Source organism: Blastococcus atacamensis (assembly GCF_002938425.1).
Classification (GTDB): Bacteria; Actinomycetota; Actinomycetes; order Mycobacteriales; family Geodermatophilaceae; genus Blastococcus; species Blastococcus atacamensis.
On sequence record NZ_POQU01000063.1, the window covers coordinates 1 to 21,843 of the forward strand.

Here is a 21,843-nt window from a genome sequence, read left to right on the forward strand (position 1 = left end):
CCTAAAATAACACTACACTCTTCGTCGTCAGCGGAAGAGGTCGCCAAGCCCGCCGCACCCGCCAAGCCCGACGTCCAGAGCCCGGCCGCCGGGTCCAAGCCTGCGGGGAGCGCGCCCGTGCAGAACAACGCCACCACCCCCAAGCCGCCGGTGGGCGCGGGCCAGCAGTCGCCGCTGCGCGGTGCCGCCGCCGCCGTCGTCAAGAACATGAACGTGTCGCTGACCGTGCCGACGGCGACCAGCGTGCGCGCGGTGCCGGCGAAGCTGCTGGCCGACAACCGCATCGTCATCAACAACCACCTGGCCCGCGGCCGGGGCGGGAAGATCTCCTTCACCCACCTGATCGGCTACGCGCTGGTCCGGGCGCTGGACTCGTTCCCGAACATGAACAACAGCTACGCCGAGGTCGACGGCAAGCCGGTGCTGGTCACGCCCGAGCACGTCAACTTCGGCCTGGCCATCGACCTGCCCAAGCCCGACGGTTCCCGCTCGCTCGTGGTCGCCTCCATCAAGGGCGCCGAGGAGATGGACTTCGCCCAGTTCTGGGCCGCCTACGAGGACATCATCCGCCGGGCGCGGCAGAACAAGCTGACGATGGAGGACTTCTCCGGCACCACGATCAGCCTGACCAACCCGGGCACCATCGGCACCAACCACTCGGTGCCGCGGCTGACCGCCGGCCAGGGCGCGATCATCGGCGTGGGCGCCATGGAGTACCCGGCCGAGTTCCAGGGGATGAACCCGGACGCGCTGACCGAGATGGCCGTCTCGAAGATCATCACGCTGACCTCGACCTACGACCACCGGATCATCCAGGGCGCGGAGTCCGGCGACTTCCTCCGCCGCCTGCACGCGCTGCTGCTGGGCGAGGACGGCTTCTACGACAAGGTCTTCCAGTCGCTGCGCATCCCCTACGAGCCGGTGCGCTGGATGCCGGACGTGCGGATCACGCGCGAGGGGCAGATCGACAAGGAAGCCCGGGTCATCGAGGTCATCGAGGCCTACCGGCGCAACGGCCACCTCATGGCCGACACCGACCCGCTCGAGTTCAAGGTCCGCACCCACCCCGACCTCGACATCCTCGAGCACGGCCTCACGCTGTGGGACCTCGACCGCAAGTTCCCGGTCGGCGGTTTCGCGGGCGAACGCCTCATGGCCCTGCGCGACATCCTCGGCGTGCTGCGCAACTCCTACTGCCGCACGGTCGGCGTGGAGTACATGCACATCACCGACCCCGAGGAGCGCGAGTGGCTCCAGAAGCGCATCGAGGTCAAGCACGAGCAGCCCGACCGCGAGAAGCAGAAGCACGTCCTGGGCCGGCTGAACGCCGCCGAGGCGTTCGAGACCTTCCTGCAGACCAAGTACGTCGGCCAGAAGCGGTTCTCCCTCGAGGGCGGCGAGTCCCTCATCCCGGTCCTCGACGAGGTCCTGCTCGCCGGCACCGACCACGGCCTGGACGAGGTCGCCATCGGCATGCCGCACCGCGGCCGGCTCAACGTCCTGGCCAACGTGCTGGGCAAGAGCTACGCCAAGATCTTCGGCGAGTTCGAGGGCAACATCGACCCCGGCACCGTCCAGGGCTCCGGCGACGTGAAGTACCACCTCGGCGCCACGGGCACCTTCAGCAACCCGTTCAAGCTCGACGCCGAGATCGCCGTCTCGCTGGCCAGCAACCCCTCGCACCTGGAGACGGTCAACCCCGTCCTCGAAGGCGTCGTCCGGGCCAAGCAGGACATGATCGACAAGGGCGAGAGCGGCTTCACCGTCCTGCCGGTCCTGCTGCACGGCGACTCCGCCTTCGCCGGCCAGGGCGTGGTCCAGGAGACGCTGAACCTCTCGCAGCTGCGCGGCTACCGCACCGGCGGCACCGTGCACGTCGTCGTGAACAACCAGGTCGGCTTCACCACCAGCCCCGGATCGGCGCGCTCGAGCCTCTACTCGACCGACGTGGCGCGGATGGTCAACGCGCCGGTGTTCCACGTCAACGGCGACGACCCCGAGGCCTGCGTGCGGGTGGCGCGGCTGGCGGTCGAGTACCGCCAGGAGTTCAAGAAGGACGTCGTCATCGACCTGGTCTGCTACCGCCGTCGCGGCCACAACGAGGGCGACGACCCGTCGATGACCCAGCCGCTGATGTACGACATCATCGACCGCAAGCGCTCGGTCCGGAAGCTCTACACCGAGGCGCTGGTCGGCCGCGGCGACATCACGCTGCAGGAGGCCGAAGAGGCGCTGAAGGACTACCGCGACCAGCTGGAGCGGGCCTTCGCCGAGACGCACGACGCCAAGGACGCCTCGAAGCCCGAGCCGGTCATGGACCCGCGGACCCCGCAGCAGTCCATGGTGAAGACCGCGATCACCCCCGAGGTGCTCAAGACCATCGGGGACGCGCACGTCTCCTTCCCGCCGGACTTCACGCCGCACCCGAAGCTGCAGAAGATGCTGGAGCGTCGCGCGGCGATGGCGCTCGAGGGCGGCATCGACTGGGCGATGGGCGAACTGCTGGCCTTCGGCTCGCTGCTCATGGAGGGCGTGCCGGTCCGGCTGGCCGGTCAGGACTCCCGCCGCGGCACCTTCGTGCAGCGCCACTCGGTGCTCATCGACCGGGAGAACGGCGCGGAGTACACCCCGCTGGCCAACCTCACCGAGGACCAGGCGAAGTTCTTCGTCTACGACTCCCTGCTCAGCGAGTACGCGGCCCTGGGCTTCGAGTACGGCTACTCGGTCGCCAACCCCAAGGCACTGGTGCTCTGGGAGGCGCAGTTCGGCGACTTCGTCGACGGCGCGCAGATGGTGATCGACGAGTTCATCAGCTCGGGCGAGGCCAAGTGGGGCCAGCGCTCCGGGGTGGTCATGCTGCTGCCGCACGGCCTCGAGGGTCAAGGTCCCGACCACTCCAGCGGCCGGATCGAGCGATTCCTGCAGCTGTCGGCCGAGAACAACATGACGGTCGCCAACTGCACGACGCCGGCCAACTACTTCCACCTGCTCCGTCGCCAGGCGCTCTCGGACGTGCACCGGCCCCTCGTCGTGTTCACGCCCAAGTCGCTGCTGCGGGCCAAGGTCGCCGTCAGCGCCGTCGAGGACTTCACCGAGCGGAACTTCCGCCCGGTCCTGCCCGACACCGGCGTCGGCGGCGAGCCGCTCGACGGCTCCGCCGTGAAGCGGGTGCTGCTGTGCAGCGGCAAGGTCGCCTACGACCTGATGGCGCAGCGGGAGTCCGAGGGCATCGCCGACACGGCCGTCGTCCGGGTGGAGCAGCTGTACCCGCTGCCGGCCGAGCAGATCCGGGCGGAGCTGGAGCGCTACCCGAACGCCTCGGACGTCGTCTGGGTGCAGGAGGAGCCGGCGAACATGGGCGCCTGGCAGTTCATGGCGGTCAACCTGCCCGAGGAGCTCCCGGAGGGCCGGAAGCTCCGTCGGGTCAGCCGTCGGGCGTCGGCCAGCCCGGCCGTGGGTTCGGCGAAGGTGCACGAGGTCGAGCAGCGCAAGCTGGTCGCCGAGGCCTTCGCCACCTCCTGACCCGGGCGGGCACGTGTACTTCACCGACCGAGGGCTCGAAGAGCTGTCGCAGCGGCGGGGCGAGGAGCAGGTGAGCCTCGCCTGGCTGGCGGACCAGATGCAGGCGTTCGTCGACCAGAACCCCGACTTCGAGGTTCCCGTCGAGCGGCTGGCCACCTGGCTGGCCCGCGGCGGCACGGACGACGACGACCTGGACGATTGACCGCCTCCCGACCCGCGCCGGCGCGACTGCCGCTGGCGCGGGTCGTGGTGCGTCCGGACCTCCGGGCCCCCGACGCCTGGTTCTGGCAGCTGCCCGCCGTCGCGCAGCTGCGCACCGAGGGCCTGGACCTGGCGCCGGTGACGGTGTTGGTGGGCGAGAACGGCAGCGGCAGGTCCACGTTGGTCGAGGCCGTCGCGCGGGCCTGGCAGCGCTCCCTGACCGCAGCGGTGAAGCACTGGGGACCGCTCCCCTCCCCTGATGAGTCGGCCTTGTGGGCCGAGCTGGACCTGCAGGGCGAACACCGCCGGCCCCAGGGCGGCGCATGCCCGCGCGCCTCCGCAGATGCGTGACGGCCCGGCGCGACCCTGAGTGCATGCTCGGCCACACGCACGCCCTCTCCGGACTCGCCGTCGGCGCCGCCACCCTGCCCTGGGCGCCGGTGCACGGCGCGGTCGCGCAGGGGGCCTGGATCGCCGCGGTCGGTGGTTTCGCGATGCTCCCCGATCTCGACCACCAGGGGTCCACCGTCTCGGACATGTGGGGTCCGGTGACCGACGTGCCCGCCGGCGGGATCGGCGCGGTCTCCGGCGGGCACCGCTGGGGCACCCACGACGCCGTCCTGGCGCCGCTGGCCTTCGGAGCGCTGGCCGTCCTCGCCGCCAACGCCTTCTGGTCGAGCCTGCTGCTGCTGGCGCTGGCCATCGGGCTGGCCCTGCACGCGCTGCACTTCGTGATCCCCGGGCGCGCCGAGACCACGATCCTGGGGAACCTGGTCCTCGCCTGGGGCGGCGCGTGGCTGCTCCTGACGCACATGCCCACCCCGGCCTGGCTGCCGTTCGCGGTCGCCGCCGGCGTCCTCACCCACATCGTCGGTGACGCCCTCACCACCGCCGGCGTACCGGTGCCGGTGATCTGGCTGTTCAACCGCGGGCGGCTGATCCTCCTGCCCCTGCGCACCGGGGCCACGGTGGAGAAGGTGGCGCTCGTACCGGCGTTCGGCATCGCCGCGTTCTTCTTCGCCTACGCCAACACCGGCCTGCACGTGGCCGTCGACCCGATCGTCGACCGCCTGCTCAGCGCCGGCTGACCGGCACGGCAGCGGTATGGAACCGTTGCGTTCCGCGGAAACCGACGCCATGCTGCGACGACGTCATCGCTTCCCGGGAGCGGTGGGATCACCACCCGCGGTCGCCGCTCCGGTGCAGTCCGCCGGTACCCGCTCCCACGGCGTCCACCCGGTCCGGTCCCAGCGGCTGCCGTACCAGTGCAGGTCGCCGTCCCCCGGTCCTCGGGCAGCCCCTTCCGGTGGGCACCGGTTCGGATCCCGGTCCGCGCAGATCTGCCGCTCGTGGAAGCCGGCATCCCGGATCCGGGCACCAGCCGTGACCCGCACGGGGCGAGGCAGAGGAAGCGTGCCCTCAGGAGGTCGGCCTCCGTGTCGACGGCGTCGACGCCGTGGATCCCGGCCGTCGGCGCCGGCGGGCCCGCAGCGCCCGCCTCTGCGCCCGGGTCGGTCTCCATGCCTTTCCCACCGCGTCGTCGTCGAGGGGCGCGGGCAACCGGTCTCCGGGACGACCGGTCGGCGAATCCGGTCGCCCTCGCCGGCCGGGCACCGCAGACTCGACGGCGTGGAAAGACTGTCCGACAAGCTCCTGAACTGGGCCAGCATTCTCGACGACGAGACACTGCGGCAGGCCGAGCGCACTGCCACGCTGCCCTTCATCCGCCCGCACGTGGCCCTGATGCCCGACGCGCACCTCGGCAAGGGCGCCACCGTCGGCTCGGTGCTCCCGACCGAGCGGGCGATCATCCCGGCCGCCGTCGGCGTCGACATCGGCTGCGGCATGATCGCCGTCCGCACCCCGTGGTCGGTGGACGAGGTACGCGGTCGCGGGTCGCTGGCACCGCTGCGCGGCGACATCGAGCGGAGCGTGCCGCTGTCGGCCGGCCGCTACAACAAGAAGCTGACCGAGACCGCGCGCCGCCGGGTCGAGGAGCTGGAGGCGAAGGCCGAGGAGCTCGGGCCGAAGGTGCTCGGGTCGGTCACCCAGACCGCCGGCAACTGGCAGCTGCAGCTGGGCAGCCTCGGATCCGGCAACCACTTCATCGAGGTGACCGCCGACGAGCACCAGCGGGTGTGGCTCTTCCTGCACTCGGGCAGCCGCGGCGTGGGCAACAAGATCGCGCAGAAGCACATCGCGATCGCCCAGCAGCGGGCCCGCGACGAGAACCTCGACCTCCCCGACCGGGACCTGGCGTGGCTGGAGGAGGGCACGCCCGAGTTCGACCGGTACATCGCCGAGTTGCGGTGGGCGCAGCACTTCGCCCTGCTCAACCGCGAGGAGATGATGGACCGGGTGGCCGACGCCCTGGCGGTGCACATGCGCGCCGACAGCACGCCGGAGCTGGAGCGGATAAATTGCCATCACAATTTCACCCAGCGGGAACGGCACGACGGCGTCGACCTGTGGGTGTCCCGCAAGGGCGCCATCGAGGCGCGGAAGGGGCAGGCCGGGCTGATCCCCGGCTCGATGGGGACGGCGAGCTACGTGGTCACCGGCCTGGGGAACCCGGAGTCGCTGAACAGCTCACCGCACGGCGCCGGGCGGGTCTACTCGCGGACGAGGGCGAGGAAGACCTTCACGCGGGCCGAGCTGGAGAAGGCGATGACCGGCATCGAGTGGCGGCACAGCGACGCCTTCCTCGACGAGATCCCCGCCGCCTACAAGGACGTGGACGTCGTCATGGCCGACGCCGCCGACCTCGTCGAGATCCGGCACACGCTGCGCCAGCTGGTGAACGTCAAGGGCGACTGAGGAAGGACCTCGTCCCCCTCACCACTCGTGAGCTCGCGGCGAGCCTCTGGCCGAGACCGCCGCGAGCTCAGCGGGTGATGCCCTGCTCGCGGGCGCAGGCGGCCACGGCCTCGGCGACCGCGGTGGCCACGCGCCGGTCCAGCGGACTGGGCACGATGTAGTCCGGCCGCAGGTCCTCGCCCACGACGTCGGCGATCGCCGTGGCGGCCGCCAGCTTCATCTCCTCGGTGATGGCCGTGGCCCCGGCGTCGATGGCGCCCCGGAAGACGCCGGGGAACGCCAGCACGTTGTTGATCTGGTTCGGCAGGTCGCTGCGGCCGGTGGCGACGACTGCGGCGTACCGCGCCGCCATCTCCGGGTCGACCTCCGGCGTCGGGTTGGCCAGCGAGAAGACGATCGCGTTCTCCGCCATCGTGGCGATCGCGGCCTCGGGCACCGAACCACCGGAGACGCCGAGGTAGACGTCGGCACCCGCGAGGGCGGACATCATCGTGCCGGCGAACCCTTCCGGGTTCGTGTTCTCCACCAGCCACTGCTTGGTGCCGGTGACCTCCCGGCCCGGGTGCAGGATCCCCTGGGAGTCGGCGACCGAGATGTCGACGACGCCCGCCTCCAGCAGGATCTTCGTGCAGGCCACCCCCGCGGCGCCGGCGCCGGAGACGACGACCCGCAGGTCGGCGATCTCCCGGCCCACCACCTTGGCGGCGTTGCGCAGCGCGGCCAGGACGACGATCGCCGTCCCGTGCTGGTCGTCGTGCATGACCGGGATGTCGAGCCGCTCGCGGAGGCGGTCCTCGATCTCGAAGCAGCGCGGGGCGCTGATGTCCTCGAGGTTGATCCCGCCGAACGACGGCGCGATCGCCATGACGGCGTCCACGATCTCGTCCACGTCGGTGGTGTTCAGCACGATCGGCACCGAGGACAGTCCCGCGAACTCGGCGAACAGGCAGGCCTTGCCCTCCATGACCGGCAGCGCGGCGGCCGGGCCGATGCTCCCCAGTCCCAGCACCGCGGTGCCGTCGGACACGACCGCGACGACCCGCGGCGCCCAGGTGAACCGGCGGGCGAGCTCCGGCTCCGCGGCGATCGCGCTGGAGACCCGCGCGACGCCGGGCGTGTAGGTGAGGGCCAGGTCCTCGATGGAGCTGATCGGGCGCGTGGAGGCCACGGAGAGCTTGCCGCCCTCGTGCACCGCGAACGCCGGGTCGTCGGCGAAGCGGTCGGAATGCTGCTCGGGCGCCGGATTTCCGCTCATGGGCACAGCAGAGTAGACGGGGTCGCACGGGCGACTGTCGCTACGGTGCCGTCGTGGAGATCACCGAGCTCGCCGTCCCCGACAGCTACGTCATCGACCTCGTTCCGCACGGCGATACGCGGGGACGTTTCACCGAGTGGTACCGAGCCGACGCCCTGTCCCAGGCAGTGGGACACAGCCTTCCGCTCGCCCAGGCCAACCACAGCGTCTCCGCTCGGGGGGTCCTGCGCGGCGTGCACTTCGCCCTCGTGCCGCCCGGCCAGGCCAAGTACGTGTACTGCCCCGCGGGCCGCGTGCTCGACGTGGTCGTCGACGTCCGGGTCGGCTCTCCCACCTTCGGCATGCACGACACCGTCGTCCTCGACAGCGAGCAGCCGCGGGCGGTCTACCTCGCCGAGGGACTCGGCCACGCCTTCGTCGCGCTCGCCGACGCCAGCTCCGTCACCTATCTGGTGTCCTCCGGCTACGACCCCACCCGGGAGTTCGGCGTCTCCCCCCTGGATCCCGACCTCGCGCTCCCGTGGCCCTCCGACGTCGAGCTGGAGCTCTCGGCCAAGGACCAGGCCGCCCCCACCCTCGCCCAGGCACGGGAGCAGGGGCTCCTGCCCACGATGGAGGAGTGCGCCGCGCGGTACGCGCAGCTTCGCCAGGTCTAGCCGAGGTCCGGCCGCGCCGGCAGCCGGCCCGGGCGCGGCCACAGCCGGGCGAGCACCCGGCCCACCACGACGGCCGGGCCGAAAGATCGGCTGTCGTCGGTCAGGAACGGGTTGTCACCCTCGACCCAGTGCCCACCGTCGACGGCGCGCACGACCCGCTTGACCACCAGCAGCTCCGGCCGCACCGGGAAGCGCGCGACGACGACGTCGCCGGGGTCGACGCGTCCGCCCGGCGTCACCCGGCGGGCCAGCAGGCGGTCACCGTCGCGCACCGTGGGCGACATCGACGGGCCGCTCACGCGCACCAGCACCAAGGCGCCGGGCAGCGGAGCTGCGCGCTCTCCCACACTGTCGCCGTCGATCACCGCGAGTAGGGTCGCAGACGACACAACCCCACGAACCCCGGAGGCACCTCCATGCGTTTTCCCCGCATGTTCTCCGCCGTGGAGGCCACCGCGCACTGCGACCTCCCCTGCGGCGTCTACGACCCCGCCCAGGCCCGCATCGAGGCCGAGTCGGTCAAGGCCATCCAGGAGAAGTACCAGGCCAGCGACGACGAGGTGTTCAAGATGCGCGCCGTCCTGATCAAGGAGGCGCGGGCGGACCTGGTCAAGCACCACCTGTGGGTCCTGTGGACCGACTACTTCAAGCCGCCGCACTTCGAGAAGTACCCGCACCTGCACGAGCTCTTCAACAAGGCCACCAAGCAGGCCGGTGCGGCCGGCGGCAAGGGCAGCATGGACCCCGCCGAGGGCCAGAAGCTGCTCGACTACATCGCCGAGATCGACAAGATCTTCTGGGAGACCAAGGCAGCTGCCTAGTCGAACGCTCCGCCCCCCGGGGCGGCACCCGCGCTGCCGGACCATCCACCGGGTGGTCCGGCAGCGGCGTCCCGTGGACTCGCCGCCCCGGACCTGCGCCTAGGGTCGGCCCATGCGGCCGCAGACTGGTGCTCGGTGATCGACGTCGGTGCACTCCTGGAGAAGGTGGAGGCCGCGCCGCCCATCGAGGCGGTGGAGGCCGTCGCCGAAACCCTCGGGCAGATGGTCGAGGCGCGCCGCGTGGCACTGCTGATCTCCGATTTCACCGGCCGGTCCGTCGTCCGCCTCACCTCGGCCGCACCGGTCCAGGGTGCACGCGGTTACGGGGCCGAGCAGGCCGAGGCGCTGCCGCTGGCGGGCACTGTGTACGAGCAGGTCCTGCGGACGCAGAAGCCCGACGTCCGGTCGACCGACGGCGGCGTGGTGATGGTCGTGCCGGTCACCGATCGCGGCGACGCGATCGGCGTCATCGAGCTCGACCTCCCCCGGGTCCCCTCCGAGGAGGAGATGTCCGACGTCCGGAGCGCCGCTCACGCGCTCTCCTACGTCCTCATCGCCGCCCGGCGGCACACCGACGTGTTCGAGTGGGGCCAGCGCTCGCAGGAGTTCGCCCTGGCCGCGGAGATCCAACGTCGGCTGCTACCGCCGAGCTACACCTGCGAGGCCGGGCAGTTCACCCTCGCCGGGTGGCTCGAGCCCGCCAGCACGGTCGGCGGCGACACCTTCGACTACACGTTGGACCGGGACTGCCTCCACCTGTCGATCACCGACGCCGTCGGCCACCAGGTCGATGCGGCCCTGCTGGCCACCCTCCTGGTGGGCGCTCTACGAAACGGCCGGCGGCGGGGTCTGGACCTCGCCGAGCAGGCCCGGTACGCCAACGACGCCCTCGCCGAGCACGCGGACGCGGGGCAGTTCGTCACCGGGCACCTGGTGCGGATCGACCTGCACACGGGCACAGCGACGGTCGTCAACGCCGGGCACGTCCTGCCGCTCCGGCTGCGTGCCGGCCGGGTGGAGGAGATCGAGCTGCGGGTCGACCCGCCGTTCGGCGTGGTCCCCGGCAAGGCCTTCGCCGTCCAGACCTTCCCCCTCGAGCCCGGCGACCGGATCGTCTTCCTCACCGACGGCATGCTGGAGCGCAACGCGGTGGACCTGGACGTCGCACAGGCTCTGGCGGACACGGCCGACCACCACCCCCGCGAGGTGGTCCAGGCGCTCGGCAGGGCGGTGCTCCAGGAGACCAGGGGCGACCTCCGCGACGACGCCACGATGATCTGCCTCGACTGGTACGGCGGGCCGCCGCGGGCGCGCACCACCGAGCAGGGAGCCGACCCGGGCATCACCTCACCGCCCGCGTGAGCCCGACGTCCGGACCGTGCACCGGTGGGGCCGGTACGGTTTGCAGACGATGCGCATCGACCCAGCCGGCTGGCCCTTCATCACCGGACCGCTGGCCCCCGCCGCCCTGCTCGTCGCCGGTCTCCCCGGCCGACGCTGGGCGCGTGCGGCCGCGTGGCCGTTCCTGGGCCTGTCCGCCTACATGGCGCTGTTCTTCCGCGACCCCGACCGCCGCTGCGATTCCACGCCGGCCGACCCCGACGTGGTGCTCTCCCCTGCCGACGGCGTCGTCATGGTGTCCGGGACGCCACAGGAGGGCGTCGCTCCCGAGGGCGACTGGCAGCAGGTGAGCATCTTCCTGTCGGTGGTCGACGTGCACGTCAACCGCTCGCCCTACCGTGGCGAGGTCGTGGAGAGCTCGTATCGCAGGGGCAGCTTCCTCGCCGCCTACCGCAAGGAGTCCGCACACCGGAACGAGCGCAGCGAGCTCTGGCTGCGCGACGGCGAGCGCACGGTCGTGTTCCGCCAGATCGTCGGCGTGCTCGCCCGCCGGATCGTGACCCGCACCGGCGTCGGGCGGACGCTGGCGACCGGTGAGCGCATGGGCCTGATGAAATTCGGGTCCCGGATGGACGTCTTCGTGCCACCGGAGTGCGAGATCACCGTCACCAAGGGGCAGCGCGTGCGCGGCGGCGAGACCGTCATCGCCCGCTGGCCCGCCGGCTGAGGAGCGTCGGGATGCCCAGCTCCGCATCCGGCCAGCGCCCTCCGCAGACCCGCCGCACGGCGACGGTCGAGTTCGTCCGGGGCTCGGTCCGGGGCAGCCGGCGCCGGGCACTGGCCACCCTCCCCAGTCTGTTCACGCTGGCGAACATGCTGTGCGGATTCGCCGCGATCCTGGTGTCCATCCGCGGCGACCACCACCTGGCCGCGGTCCTGATCGGGTTGTCGGTGCTCTTCGACATCACCGACGGCGCGGTGGCCCGGCTGGTCGGGGCGGTGACGCCCTTCGGCCTGCAGTTCGACTCGCTGGCCGACCTCGTCTCGTTCGGCCTCGCCCCGGCGCTGCTGGCCTTCACGCTGTTCTCCGAGGGCACGGACGGCTGGGACCCGCTCGGCTGGGTCGTCTGCTTCCTGTGGGTGGCGTGCGCGGCGATCCGGCTGGCGCGGTTCAACACCACGATCGACCCGACCGCGGACAAGCGGTACTTCATCGGCATGCCCAGTCCCGGTGCCGCCGGGGTCGTCCTGGCGTCGGTGTTCGCGTTCGGCGACGCCATGCAGGGCCGCGACCGGCTCTGGGTGCTGCTCATCGTCGCCGTCCCCGCTCTGCTGATGGTGAGCACCGTCCGCTTCCGGTCGTTCCGCTCCCTGGTCAGCCCCAAGAGCGGGCGGCCCTACGGCCTGGTCGCCGCGGCGGCGCTGCTGGTGATCGGCTTCGCCACCGTGCCCGTGCTGACCGGCTGCCTGCTGGCCTACGGATACCTGTTCGCGCCGATCCTGGTGCCGGTGTTCGCGCCGCTGGCCAAGCTCGTGCCGGCGCGCCTGCGGGAGGCGCTGTCATGAGCGTGCGCCCGATCCGCCGGGACGATGTGCCCGCCGTCGTCGGCCTGGTGCGCGAGCTGGCCGAGTACGAGAAGGCACTGCACGAGGTCCGGCTCACCGACCAGCAGCTCACCGATTGCCTGTTCGGGAACTCCCCGGCCCTCTTCGGACACGTCGCCGAGGTCGACGGCGAGGTCGTCGGCATCGCCTTGTGGTTCCTCAACTTCTCCACGTGGCGGGGCACCCACGGCATCCACCTCGAGGACCTCTACGTGCAACCGCAGCACCGCGGTCGCGGCCTCGGCAAGGAGCTGCTGCGGACACTGGCCGCCGTCTGCGTCGAGCGCGGCTACTCGCGGCTCGAGTGGTCGGTGCTCGACTGGAACACCCCGTCGATCGACTTCTACCGGGCAGCCGGCGCCGTGCCGATGGACGAGTGGACCGTCTTCCGTCTCACCGATGACGCGCTGGCGAACTTCTCGCTACCCCGCTGAGTGCGTCACGCACAGCACCGGTTCGGCACTAGCGTGGACACCGTGACCACCGAGCGCGGACCGATCGAGTGCTGGCTCACCGACATGGACGGCGTGCTGGTCCACGAGGGCCACGCCCTCCCCGGGGCCAAGGAGTTCCTGGACCGGCTCGTCGAACGCCGTCGCCGCTTCCTGGTGCTCACCAACAACTCCATCTTCACCCCTCGCGACCTCGCCGCCCGGCTCGCCCGCGGCGGCCTCCAGGTGCCGGAGGAGGCGATCTTCACCTCCGCCCTGGCGACGGCGGACTTCCTCAGCTCCCAGCTGCCCGGCGGCTCGGCCTACGTCATCGGTGAGGCCGGCCTGACGACGGCGCTGTACGAGGCCGGCTACACGCTGACCGACACCGATCCCGACTACGTCGTCCTCGGGGAGACCCGCACCTACTCCTTCGAGGCCATCACCCGGGCGATCCGGCTCGTGGGCGACGGCGCCCGGTTCATCGCGACAAACCCCGACGTCACCGGTCCGTCCAACGAGGGCCCGCTGCCGGCCACCGGTTCGGTCGCGGCGATGATCACCGCGGCCACCGGCGCCAAGCCCTACTTCGTCGGCAAGCCCAATCCGATGATGTTCCGCAGCGCCATGAACCGGATCGAGGCGCACTCGGAGTCCACCATCATGGTCGGCGACCGGATGGACACCGACGTCGTCGCCGGCATCGAGGCCGGTCTCGAGACGGTGCTGGTGCTGTCCGGGTCCACCGCGGCCGACGAGGTCAGCCGCTTCCCGTTCCGGCCCAGCCGAGTGCTCGACTCGATCGCCGACGTGATCGAGCTGATCTGAGCCGGGTGGCTCAGCGGCCCACGTAGGCCAGCCGGGACTCCGGCGTCGCGAGCAGGTAGAGCACAGCGCCCACCACCGCCAGGATGGGCAGGCCGATCAACGGCATCTGGGCCGAGAACGCGAACGTGAACCCGACCAGCGCGAGGAACAGCTGCAGGGCGATCACCGGCCCCCGCGCCCAGCCGGCCACCCGCCGCAGGCCCGCGGCACCGGCACCCAGGACGCCGGCCGCCAGCGACGCCAGCACCACCTCCGCCACGGCCCGGGCCGTGCTGTCCGGGTTCCCGGTCACGGTCAGGTAGAGCAGGACGAGAGCGCCGACGCCGAACGCGGCGGCCTCGACGGCGACCGCGAGGGCGGCCCTGCGCAGCGACGGCGGCGCCTCGGGGCCCGAGCGCGCGGGACGTGGCGCGGGCTCGGCCGCTGTCGCACCGAACAGCCGGTCGGCCAGCCTGCGAGGCGGCTGGGACGGCACGCCGCGGTCGTCGGTCACGCCCCCGAGATTACGCGGCGGCCTGCGTCCGACCTGCTCTTCTGACCTCTCGTCCTCCCGCGCGCGCAGGTGCCCGCTGGTTAGCCTGGCCGCATGCGCGCGCTCGTGGTGGTCAACCCCGCGGCGACGACCACCTCCGCGAAGATGCGGGACGTGCTGGTCGGCGCCCTCGCCAGCGAGCTCAAGCTCGACGTCGTCGAGACCGAGCACCGGGGCCACGCCCGCGAGCTCGGCGCCCGCGCCGCGGCAGAGGGCGTCGACGTCGTGGTCTCCGTCGGTGGCGACGGCACCGTCAACGAGGTGGTCAACGGCCTCCTGACCGACGGCCCCCGCCCCGGCCTGCCGACCCTGGCCGTCGTGCCCGGAGGCTCCACGAACGTCTTCTCCCGGGCCCTGGGCCGGTCGCGGGACCCGGTGGAGGCGACCGCCGAGATCATCGCGTCGCTGCGCGCCGGCCGGACCCGCCCCGTCTCGCTCGGGACCATCAGCGCCACGGGCACCAGCACGGCTGCCGTCACCGGGGTGGCCCCCGGCGCCGCGGAGGCGATCGCGCAGGCCGACGCGGTCCTCGACGACGACGGATGGACGGCGCCCCGCTGGTTCGTGTTCGCCGCCGGGTTCGGTTTCGACGCCGAGGTGATCGCCCGGGTGGAAGCGCGCCGGGCCCAGGGGCGCAGGTCGACGGGCGCGCTCTACGTCCGGGAGGCCACCAGCGCCTTCCTGTTCGGCCGGGACCGCCGCCGACCCGCCATGACGCTCCAGGTGCCCGGGGAGGAGGCCGTGGACGAGCTGTTCCTCTGCCTGGTCTCCAACGTCAGCCCCTGGACCTACCTGGGCGCCAGGCCGGTGAACCCCACCCCCCAGGCCTCCTTCGACAGCGGCCTCGACGTCTTCGCCCTGGGCCGGACGAGCACCGGCCGGATGCTGCGCGCCCTGCGTCAGACCCTCTCCCCCCGACCCGACCTGCGCGGCCGGGGCTTGCACCGCTGGCACGACCTCCCCTCGCTGGCGCTGACCGCCGTCCGGCCGCAGGGCTGGCAGGTGGACGGTGAGCACCTCGGCACCGCCACCGGAGTGCGGATCGAGGACGTTCCCGCCGCACTGCGCGTGGTGGCCTGAGCACGTCCTCGAGCGTTCCGCGACCGCATCCTCCCGCCGAGTGGCGGGCCTATCACGCGCGTGGTGAGGTTGCTCACGCGGGGGTCCGGGGTTGGGTTGATTCCCTTGACTTGCGAAGTTCCCGTGAAAACATCGCTGCAGGAACGCAACCTGTCAGTAACAAATGCAGGCAGTCGCTGCCGCCATGGCGCTGGGTAACCGGTGTCGGCCCGGCGAAGGCGGACCACGCACGCGACTGACGCACCGAACCGTAGACGACATCGAGGAGTACGAAGCCATGGACTGGCGCCACCGCGCGCTCTGCCGGGACGAGGATCCGGAGCTGTTCTTCCCGATCGGGACGACCGGCCCGGCCATCGGCCAGATCGAGCAGGCGAAGGCCGTGTGCCAGCGCTGCCCCGTGGTGCAGTCGTGCCTGGACTGGGCTCTCCGCTCGGGTCAGGACTCCGGCGTCTGGGGCGGCTTGTCCGAGGACGAGCGACGCGCGCTGAAGCGCCGTCAGGCTCGCACCCGGGTCCGCACCGCCTGACAGCCGGGCACGACCGGCGGCCGGACCACCGGCGGCCACCGCACCACAGCGTTCGCACAGACCGACACGAGGCCGGTCCGGGATCTCCCGGGCCGGCCTCGGCGCTTCTCCGCCGGCCGGGTCAGCGGCGGGGCCAGGCGCTGCCCGGCAGGGTGAGGACCACCTCGGTGCCCTGGGCACCGCCCGGCGCGCCCATCGTGAGCGTGCCGCCCAGCTCGCTGGTCACCAGGGTCCGCACGATCTGCAGGCCCAGCCCGTCGCTGGCGGCCGGGTCGAAACCGGCCGGCAGCCCACGTCCGTCGTCGCGCACCCGGACGACCAGGTCGTCCCCGGTGCGCTCGGCGATCAGTTCGATGACCCCCGGCTCCCCCTCGGGGAACGCGTGCTCCGCGGCGTTGTGCAGCAGCTCGGTCACCGCCAGGACCAGTGGCGTCGCCGCGGCGGCGGGCAGCTCGCCGAACGTGCCCGTCCGCCGGGTGCCGGCGGCCGGACCCACCGAGGTGAGGTCGCCCAGCATCGGCAGCACCTGGTCCAGCACGTCGTCGACGTCGACGACGTCCTCCCGGCTGCCCGCCAGCGTCTCGTGCACGACGGCGATGGAGGCCACCCGGCGCACCGACTCCTCCAGGGCCGCCCGGGCCGCAGGCTCGGTCATCCGCCGCGCCTGCAGCCGCAGCAGAGCCGCCACCGTCTGGAGGTTGTTCTTCACGCGGTGGTGGATCTCGCGGATCGTCGCGTCCTTGGTCAGCAGCGCCCGGTCCCGGCGGCGCACGTCGGTGACGTCGCGCACCAGCACCAGGGCTCCCGGCTCGCCGTCCGGCTCCAGCAGGGGCAGCGCGCGGAGCAGCAGCGTGGCGCTGGCGGCCTCGACGTCCATGGGGTCCGGGTACCGCCCCGCCACGGCGGCGGAGACGGCCGCGGCGGCCGCCTCGCCCGACACCCGGTCGGTCACCGCCCGGCACGTGACGTCGGCGAGCCCGGCGCCGGCCAGGTCACGGGTCACCCCGATGCGCCGGTAGGCCGACACCGCGTTGGGGCTGGCGTAGGTCACCTCTCCGGCGGCGTCGAGCCGCAGCAGGCCGTCGCCCACCCGGGGACCCATCTCGGCGTCCTGGAGCTTGGCCGGCGGAAACGAGCCGGCCGACACCATCAGGCAGAGGTCGGCGGCGATGTCGAGGTAGGTGAGCTCCAGCGTGGACGGCGAGCGGGTGACGGCCAGGTTGGTGTCCTTGGCCAGGACCGCGATCACGACGCCCTCGTGGCCCACGGGGATGACCTCCCGCCGTCGCGGCACGGGACCCGACCAGTCCGGCTCCCCGTCGGTGACCGGCCGGCCGTCCCGGTAGGCGGCGGCGAACGGCTGCGCGTGGGCGCCTTCGACCTCCTCGCCGACCATGTCCTCCGGGCGGCTGGTGGAGGTGGTCAGGGGCCGCACCTGGGCCACGCACTCCCACGCGCCCGAGTCCAGCGGCACCCACAGCGTGAGGTCGGCGAAGGCGAGGTCGGCCAGCAACTGCCAGTCGGCCACCAGCCGCCGGGCGTGGTCGACCTGTGCCGGGCTGGACGCCGTGCCGCGCGTGAGGCGCTCGGAGAGGCTGCTCATGGTGGGCCAGAGCCTAGGCGGGGGCCTCCGTAGGCTCGGGGCGTGGTGCCCGTCCCTGCCCTGCGCATCGAGTCCGCCACTCCCGAGGACTTCGACCGCATCGCCGACCTCACCGTCTCCACCTATGTGGGCGGCGGGCTCGCCTCCACCGGCTACGCCGCCGAGCTCGCCGACGTCGCCGGCCGGGCGGCACGCGCCGAGCTGCTGGTGGTCCGGGACGACTCCGGCGACGTCGTGGGCAGCGTCGCGCTGGTGCTGGAGGGCGACTTCGGCGAGGTGACGGAGTCCGACGACGAGGCGGGCTTCCGGATGCTCGTGGTGGACCCCGCGGCGCAGGGACGCGGCATCGGAGCCGCCCTGGTGCGGGAGTGCCTGTCCCGCGCCCGTGCCGCCGGGAAGCGGCGCGTCGTCATCTCCACGGGCACGCGGATGACCGCCGCCCAGCGCCTCTACGAGCGGCTGGGGTTCGTCCGGGTGACCGAGCGGGACTGGACGCCCGTGCCGGGCATCGACCTGCTGGTGTACGCCCGGGAGATGTGAGGCGGCGCCGCGTCAGCCGGCGGCGACGGTGGCGATGAGGTCGCCCTCCTGGAGGACCTCGCCCTCCACCACGTGCATCTCCTGCACGGTGCCCGCGTGCTCGGTGAGCACCGGGATCTCCATCTTCATGGACTCGAGGATGACCAGCGTGTCACCGGCGGACACCGGGGAACCCGGCTCCACGAGCACCTTCCAGACGCTGGAGACCATCTCCGCGTGGATCTCCTCGACCGCCACCGCGACCTCCTGCTCACACCGTCCGCGAACCCTCATCCAAGCACGGGGGCCGGACCGTCAGCCCCGCGGCAGCGCCTCGTCGGCGGCGAGTCGTCCGAGCACCGCGCACACCTCGGCGCCGTCGTGCGGCACGCCGGTCTCCGGAAGGCCGGCCAGCGCCTCGCTCGCCGCACGGGCCGCGGTCGCCGTGTCGGCCGCGCCGGCGCTCACGGTGGCCAGCAGGGCGTCGTACCAGCCGTCCAGCCGGTCGCCGGGGTCGTAGCCGGTGACGGCGACCAGGTCCACCCCCGGGGCGGACCCAGGAGGACGACCCGAGCCCGGCAGCCGGCCCGTGATCCGGCCCGCGGTGCCGGGCGCCAGCGTCGAGCGCAGCTGCACGGCGACGGCGGACCGCGGCTCGGAGCCGGACGGCGCGGCGGCCGTGTCGCGGGGACCGGCCGCACTGCGCAGCGCGAGCTCGACGGCGTCGACGCCGTGCGCACGTTCCAGCACGGCCATGTCCAGGGACAGCCCGGCCGCGACCTCGCCGAGCTCGCCGTCGGGTGAGATGCCGACCGTGACCAGCCCGCGCCAGCCCAGCTCGGGCAGCCGGCGGGCGGCGGATGGCAGCTGCTCGGGGACGCCGGGGGTCCACGAGACCCGGGCGATCCCCGCGGCGCGGTCGCGGGCCACGGGCGTGGTGAACCGCAGGCCCTCGGCGGTCACCCACGCGAGGAAGCCGCGCTCGCTCGCGGGCTCCACGCCGTCACCGCCGAGCCGCTCGAGCACCTCCGGGTCCGGGCCCACCCAGCGCAGGCCGGCGCCGATGACGGCGGCGGCCAGGCGGGCGTTGCCCGCCAGTGCCGGCGGTACCGGCAGCACGGCCTCGACACCGCTGCGCCGCGCCGCTTCGACGATGCGGTCCACGGCCAGGTAGCTCTCCGCGGCCGGCGCGGGCCCCAGGAGGACGGCGTCGTCGGCCAGCCGCACGTGGCGGGCGGAGCGCTCGGACTCGCTGTGCACCGCCACGGCCTTGACGCCGAGCCGTTCGCAGGCGGCCACCGCGGCACAGCCGGCGGGCCCCCGTCCTGCGACGAGAACGCTCTCGATCTCCAGCTGCGGCACCGCGATTTCCTCCTGCGTTCCCCTGCCCGACGAGGTCGCCGGGTCCCCCGTGAGAGGCTTGTCGCGTCAGCTTGGCGGGTTCGGCGACGCCGCGCACGATACGTGCGCCTCGTCCCGGCCCCGCGGGAACCAGGGCCCCCCGGCCCACCTGCACCGTGAGAGGAGGGCAGCGATGTCCAAGCGCGGACGAAAGCGTCGCTCCCGCAAGGGGAACAAGGCGAACCACGGCAAGCGTCCCAACGCCTGAAACAGGCGGAAGACGATCGAAGGCCCCGTTCCGCAGAGTCGCGGACGGGGCCTTCGTCATCCGGCCTCGTCCCGGGTCCCGCCCTGAGCCTGCGAAGGGTGGGGAGGACGAGGTCCTTCTTCAGTCGCCGGTGCGCTCGATCGTCACGCGCTCGACGCTGATCTGGGTGCCGTCCTCTTCGATGGACACGCTGGTCAGCTGCATCTTGATCCGGTCCCGCAGGCCCGACGGCGGCTTGTCACCACCGCAGCGGCGGCGCACCAGTGCCTTGAACTCCTGCTCGATGCCGAACTCCCGCAGGCACGAGGAGCAGTCCTCGAGGTGCTCGGCGATCACAGCCCGGCGGTCGTCGTCCGTCTCGTGGTCGAGGAACTCGAAGACGTGCGTCAGGACGTCGTCGCACGAGTTGATCTCGATCGGCTCACCGGCACGCGCAGCGTCGTCGCTCATCACTTGCTCGCTTCCTCACCGGCACCGGCACGGACGAAGCCGCGCTCACGGGCGTAATCGGCCAGCAGCTTCTGCAGACCGCGACGGCCGCGGTGCAGCCGGGACATCACCGTGCCGATGGGCGTGCCCATGATCTCGGCGATCTCCTTGTAGGCGAAGCCCTCCACGTCGGCCAGGTACACCGCAAGCCGGAAGTCCTCGGGGAGCTGCTGCAGGGCCTCCTTGATGTCGGAGTCCGGCAGGTGGTCCAGCGCCTCGATCTCGGCCGAGCGCAGACCGGTGGAGCTGTGCTCCTCGGCGGCGTACAGCTGCCAGTCCTGCACCTGCTCGGTGGGGTACTGCTGCGGCTGCCGCTGCTTCTTGCGGTAGCTGTTGATGTAGGTGTTCGTCAGGATCCGGTACAGCCAGGCCTTGAGGTTGGTCCCCTCGGCGAACTGGTGGAACGCGGAGTAGGCCTTGACGAACGTCTCCTGGACCAGGTCCTCGGCGTCGGCCGGGTTGCGGGTCATCCGCAGGGCCGCCGGGTACAGCTGGTCCAGGAAGGGCAGCGCGTCCCGCTCGAAACGGGCGTCGCGCTCGGCACGGGTCTCGGCGACCTCGGTCCGGCTGCCGCCCTCTCGGGCCTCGGGCACCTCTACCGGCGCCTCGGGCAGCTGGCCAGGGTTCTCCACCGCGGACTCCTCAGGCACCGACCGTCCTCTCTGGGGCCCCCGGACGCGGGGCGCCACATCGATCGATCCTAGCCGCGCGGCATCCGGGCGGCCCGGGGGACGCCGGTGCGCGACCCTCTGACGGGTGCTGGAGACGGTGCTGCTCACGGTCGGTGCAACGGCTGGGGCCGCCGGACGCATTCCCCGGCGGCGGATCTCGCTACAGTCCGGCGCCGTGGCGGCGACCCCGGCGGTGCGGATCCTGGAGCAGGCGGAGGTTCCGCACGTCCTGCATCCCTACGACCCCGAACACCCCTCCGACCAGGGGCACGGCGACGCCGCGGTGGCAGCGCTGGGAGCCGATCCCCGGCAGGTGTTCAAGACCCTGCTGACCCGCGTGGACGGCGCGCTCACCGTCGCGGTGGTGCCGGTGAGCGGAAGCCTCGACCTCAAGGCGCTGGCCGCCGCGACCGGCGGTCGCAAGGCGGCGATGGCCGATCCGGTCGACGCCGAGCGGGCCACCGGGTACGTGGTCGGCGGGATCAGCCCGCTGGGCCAGAAGAAGGCACTCCCGACGGTGGTCGACATCTCGGCGCTGGAGTTCGCCACGGTGATGGTCAGCGCCGGCAAGCGCGGCCTGCAGCTGGAGCTGCCGCCGGCCGACCTGGTGCGGCTCACCCGCGCCCGCACCGCACCGATCGGTCGCTGAGGCGGCAGGACCGCGCGGTGGCCGACGCCCGTCGGCCGGGGCGACCCGGACGGGCGACAGGACGGCAGGCGCAGACGGCGGTCAGGGCTGGCCGTAGGGCGTGAGCAGCTGGTCGACCGGGGCGAAGTCGTCGGTGAGGACGGCGGCATCACCGACGAACCGGTCGAGCTCGTCGCCCTCGGCCACCTGCCAGGCGAGGTCCCGGTCGGTGAGGGCCTCCGCGATCGCGTCGGCGGGCAGGGGGCGCTGCGAGGCGACGGCGACCAGGTTCCCGCCGTCCTCACCCGCGAGCACCGGTGCGCGCGCCAGCAGGACCACGGAGCCGAACACCTCGCGCAGGGTCGCCAGCTCCGCGCGGACGAAGCCCAGTGGCGGGTGGTCGATGAGGTTGACCGCGTAGACGCCGTCGTCGGCCAGAGCCCGGTCCACCAGCTGCATCGCCTCCCGGGTGGTCAGCTGCCAGGGCACCGAGAGCCCGCCGAAGGCGTCACCCACGACGAGGTCCCGCTCCCCCGCCGGTTCCTCGGCCATGTCTCTTATACACATATGATGACGCCGAAGAATAGGGTTGCGTAGCAGAGGGTGTACGTCGCTTAAACAACAAACAAACACAGTTCTTACTACGACAGTCAAACAGTGATATAAATCAAGTAGAATCAATCTACTTTACTATATCTATTATTTT

General features: G+C 72.2%; 26 protein-coding genes. 17 read left to right on the forward strand and 9 right to left on the reverse strand.

Translation table 11 applies throughout. From position 1 onward, the window contains the following. Window positions 1-6 precede the first annotated feature (6 nt). The 5 genes from C5508_RS14145 (at window position 7) to C5508_RS14165 (ending at window position 6,540) form a co-directional block, all read left to right on the forward strand. Entirely contained in the window at window positions 7-3,522 is a 3,516-nt protein-coding gene (locus C5508_RS14145; protein ID WP_232797142.1) for a multifunctional oxoglutarate decarboxylase/oxoglutarate dehydrogenase thiamine pyrophosphate-binding subunit/dihydrolipoyllysine-residue succinyltransferase subunit, read from the forward strand. A 13-nt stretch (window positions 3,523-3,535) separates the two neighbouring features. Further along, window positions 3,536-3,724 (forward strand): DUF6104 family protein, encoded by a 189-nt coding sequence (locus tag C5508_RS14150; protein ID WP_104525592.1) that lies wholly within the window; start codon window positions 3,536-3,538, stop codon window positions 3,722-3,724. After that, window positions 3,721-4,074, forward strand: a complete 354-nt coding sequence (locus C5508_RS14155) for a hypothetical protein (protein ID WP_104525593.1) — start codon at window positions 3,721-3,723, stop codon at window positions 4,072-4,074. Before C5508_RS14150 ends, C5508_RS14155 begins: the two co-directional genes overlap by 4 nt. Before the next feature lie 23 nt (window positions 4,075-4,097). Beyond that, window positions 4,098-4,811: a metal-dependent hydrolase gene (locus tag C5508_RS14160; RefSeq protein ID WP_104525594.1), complete on the forward strand. Its 714-nt coding sequence runs from the start codon at window positions 4,098-4,100 to the stop codon at window positions 4,809-4,811. Window positions 4,812-5,352: 541 nt separating this feature from the next. Continuing rightward, entirely contained in the window at window positions 5,353-6,540 is a 1,188-nt protein-coding gene (locus C5508_RS14165; protein WP_104525595.1) for an RtcB family protein, read from the forward strand. Between the two features lie 67 nt (window positions 6,541-6,607). Here C5508_RS14165 and C5508_RS14170 read toward each other — a convergent pair whose 3' ends face one another. Beyond that, the gene (locus tag C5508_RS14170; protein WP_104525596.1) at window positions 6,608-7,795 is read right to left on the reverse strand and encodes an NAD(P)-dependent malic enzyme; all 1,188 of its coding nucleotides are present in this window, start codon (window positions 7,793-7,795) and stop codon (window positions 6,608-6,610) included. Between the two features lie 53 nt (window positions 7,796-7,848). On the opposite strand from C5508_RS14170, the gene C5508_RS14175 reads away from it, so the two are divergent. Further along, window positions 7,849-8,451, forward strand: coding sequence for a dTDP-4-dehydrorhamnose 3,5-epimerase family protein (locus tag C5508_RS14175; protein ID WP_104525597.1), 603 nt, complete (start codon window positions 7,849-7,851; stop codon window positions 8,449-8,451). On the opposite strand, the gene C5508_RS14180 is transcribed toward C5508_RS14175, so the two are convergent. Further along, a complete protein-coding gene (locus tag C5508_RS14180; RefSeq protein WP_104525598.1) occupies window positions 8,448-8,816 on the reverse strand; it encodes a S26 family signal peptidase in 369 nt (122 codons plus the stop codon). The two genes, C5508_RS14175 and C5508_RS14180, sit on opposite strands and share 4 nt — an antisense overlap. Before the next feature lie 66 nt (window positions 8,817-8,882). On the opposite strand from C5508_RS14180, the gene sodN reads away from it, so the two are divergent. The 6 genes from sodN to C5508_RS14210 all read left to right on the forward strand — a co-directional run bounded on the left by sodN (window position 8,883) and on the right by C5508_RS14210 (window position 13,477). After that, the gene (sodN, locus tag C5508_RS14185; RefSeq protein ID WP_269801787.1) at window positions 8,883-9,272 is read left to right on the forward strand and encodes a superoxide dismutase, Ni; all 390 of its coding nucleotides are present in this window, start codon (window positions 8,883-8,885) and stop codon (window positions 9,270-9,272) included. Window positions 9,273-9,407: 135 nt separating this feature from the next. Continuing rightward, window positions 9,408-10,634 carry a PP2C family protein-serine/threonine phosphatase gene (locus tag C5508_RS14190; protein ID WP_232797139.1) on the forward strand — a complete coding sequence of 409 codons (1,227 nt, stop codon included), beginning with the start codon at window positions 9,408-9,410 and terminating at the stop codon, window positions 10,632-10,634. Between the two features lie 49 nt (window positions 10,635-10,683). Continuing rightward, the gene (locus C5508_RS14195) at window positions 10,684-11,340 is read left to right on the forward strand and encodes a phosphatidylserine decarboxylase (protein ID WP_104525613.1); all 657 of its coding nucleotides are present in this window, start codon (window positions 10,684-10,686) and stop codon (window positions 11,338-11,340) included. 11 nt (window positions 11,341-11,351) lie between these two features. Next, the gene (pssA, locus tag C5508_RS14200) at window positions 11,352-12,179 is read left to right on the forward strand and encodes a CDP-diacylglycerol--serine O-phosphatidyltransferase (RefSeq protein WP_104525601.1); all 828 of its coding nucleotides are present in this window, start codon (window positions 11,352-11,354) and stop codon (window positions 12,177-12,179) included. After that, window positions 12,176-12,652 (forward strand): GNAT family N-acetyltransferase, encoded by a 477-nt coding sequence (locus tag C5508_RS14205; protein ID WP_104525602.1) that lies wholly within the window; start codon window positions 12,176-12,178, stop codon window positions 12,650-12,652. Before pssA ends, C5508_RS14205 begins: the two co-directional genes overlap by 4 nt. A 42-nt stretch (window positions 12,653-12,694) precedes the next feature. Beyond that, window positions 12,695-13,477, forward strand: coding sequence for an HAD-IIA family hydrolase (locus tag C5508_RS14210; protein WP_198598088.1), 783 nt, complete (start codon window positions 12,695-12,697; stop codon window positions 13,475-13,477). Between the two features lie 10 nt (window positions 13,478-13,487). Here the strand turns inward: C5508_RS14210 and C5508_RS14215 are convergent, their stop codons facing one another. Next, window positions 13,488-13,970: a hypothetical protein gene (locus C5508_RS14215; protein WP_104525603.1), complete on the reverse strand. Its 483-nt coding sequence runs from the start codon at window positions 13,968-13,970 to the stop codon at window positions 13,488-13,490. Window positions 13,971-14,063: 93 nt separating this feature from the next. On the opposite strand from C5508_RS14215, the gene C5508_RS14220 reads away from it, so the two are divergent. Both C5508_RS14220 and C5508_RS14225 read left to right on the forward strand, forming a co-directional pair. Next, the gene (locus C5508_RS14220; protein ID WP_104525604.1) at window positions 14,064-15,089 is read left to right on the forward strand and encodes a diacylglycerol/lipid kinase family protein; all 1,026 of its coding nucleotides are present in this window, start codon (window positions 14,064-14,066) and stop codon (window positions 15,087-15,089) included. A gap of 277 nt (window positions 15,090-15,366) precedes the next feature. Continuing rightward, the gene (locus C5508_RS14225) at window positions 15,367-15,618 is read left to right on the forward strand and encodes a WhiB family transcriptional regulator (protein WP_104525605.1); all 252 of its coding nucleotides are present in this window, start codon (window positions 15,367-15,369) and stop codon (window positions 15,616-15,618) included. Between the two features lie 121 nt (window positions 15,619-15,739). On the opposite strand, the gene C5508_RS14230 is transcribed toward C5508_RS14225, so the two are convergent. Beyond that, window positions 15,740-17,221, reverse strand: coding sequence for a sensor histidine kinase (locus C5508_RS14230; protein WP_104525606.1), 1,482 nt, complete (start codon window positions 17,219-17,221; stop codon window positions 15,740-15,742). A gap of 42 nt (window positions 17,222-17,263) precedes the next feature. On the opposite strand from C5508_RS14230, the gene C5508_RS14235 reads away from it, so the two are divergent. After that, window positions 17,264-17,761: a GNAT family N-acetyltransferase gene (locus tag C5508_RS14235; protein ID WP_232797140.1), complete on the forward strand. Its 498-nt coding sequence runs from the start codon at window positions 17,264-17,266 to the stop codon at window positions 17,759-17,761. Window positions 17,762-17,773: 12 nt separating this feature from the next. On the opposite strand, the gene C5508_RS14240 is transcribed toward C5508_RS14235, so the two are convergent. Next, entirely contained in the window at window positions 17,774-17,998 is a 225-nt protein-coding gene (locus C5508_RS14240) for a biotin/lipoyl-binding carrier protein (RefSeq protein ID WP_198598089.1), read from the reverse strand. A gap of 57 nt (window positions 17,999-18,055) precedes the next feature. Continuing rightward, the gene (locus C5508_RS14245; protein ID WP_104525609.1) at window positions 18,056-19,102 is read right to left on the reverse strand and encodes a biotin carboxylase N-terminal domain-containing protein; all 1,047 of its coding nucleotides are present in this window, start codon (window positions 19,100-19,102) and stop codon (window positions 18,056-18,058) included. A 172-nt stretch (window positions 19,103-19,274) separates the two neighbouring features. Here C5508_RS14245 and C5508_RS20735 point away from each other — a divergent pair, with 172 nt between their 5' ends. Beyond that, window positions 19,275-19,349 carry a 50S ribosomal protein bL37 gene (locus tag C5508_RS20735; RefSeq protein ID WP_014377707.1) on the forward strand — a complete coding sequence of 25 codons (75 nt, stop codon included), beginning with the start codon at window positions 19,275-19,277 and terminating at the stop codon, window positions 19,347-19,349. A 120-nt stretch (window positions 19,350-19,469) separates the two neighbouring features. Here the strand turns inward: C5508_RS20735 and rsrA are convergent, their stop codons facing one another. Continuing rightward, on the reverse strand, window positions 19,470-19,799 hold the full coding sequence (gene rsrA / locus C5508_RS14255) for a mycothiol system anti-sigma-R factor (RefSeq protein WP_104525615.1): 330 nt from the start codon (window positions 19,797-19,799) through the stop codon (window positions 19,470-19,472). Beyond that, the gene (locus C5508_RS14260; RefSeq protein WP_104525611.1) at window positions 19,799-20,488 is read right to left on the reverse strand and encodes a sigma-70 family RNA polymerase sigma factor; all 690 of its coding nucleotides are present in this window, start codon (window positions 20,486-20,488) and stop codon (window positions 19,799-19,801) included. The genes rsrA and C5508_RS14260 overlap by 1 nt, the downstream gene beginning before the upstream one ends. 196 nt (window positions 20,489-20,684) lie before the next feature. On the opposite strand from C5508_RS14260, the gene ybaK reads away from it, so the two are divergent. After that, a complete protein-coding gene (ybaK, locus tag C5508_RS14265; protein WP_104525616.1) occupies window positions 20,685-21,158 on the forward strand; it encodes a Cys-tRNA(Pro) deacylase in 474 nt (157 codons plus the stop codon). Between the two features lie 81 nt (window positions 21,159-21,239). On the opposite strand, the gene C5508_RS14270 is transcribed toward ybaK, so the two are convergent. Continuing rightward, window positions 21,240-21,704, reverse strand: a complete 465-nt coding sequence (locus C5508_RS14270) for a fused MFS/spermidine synthase (protein WP_232797141.1) — start codon at window positions 21,702-21,704, stop codon at window positions 21,240-21,242. Window positions 21,705-21,843: the final 139 nt, after the last annotated feature.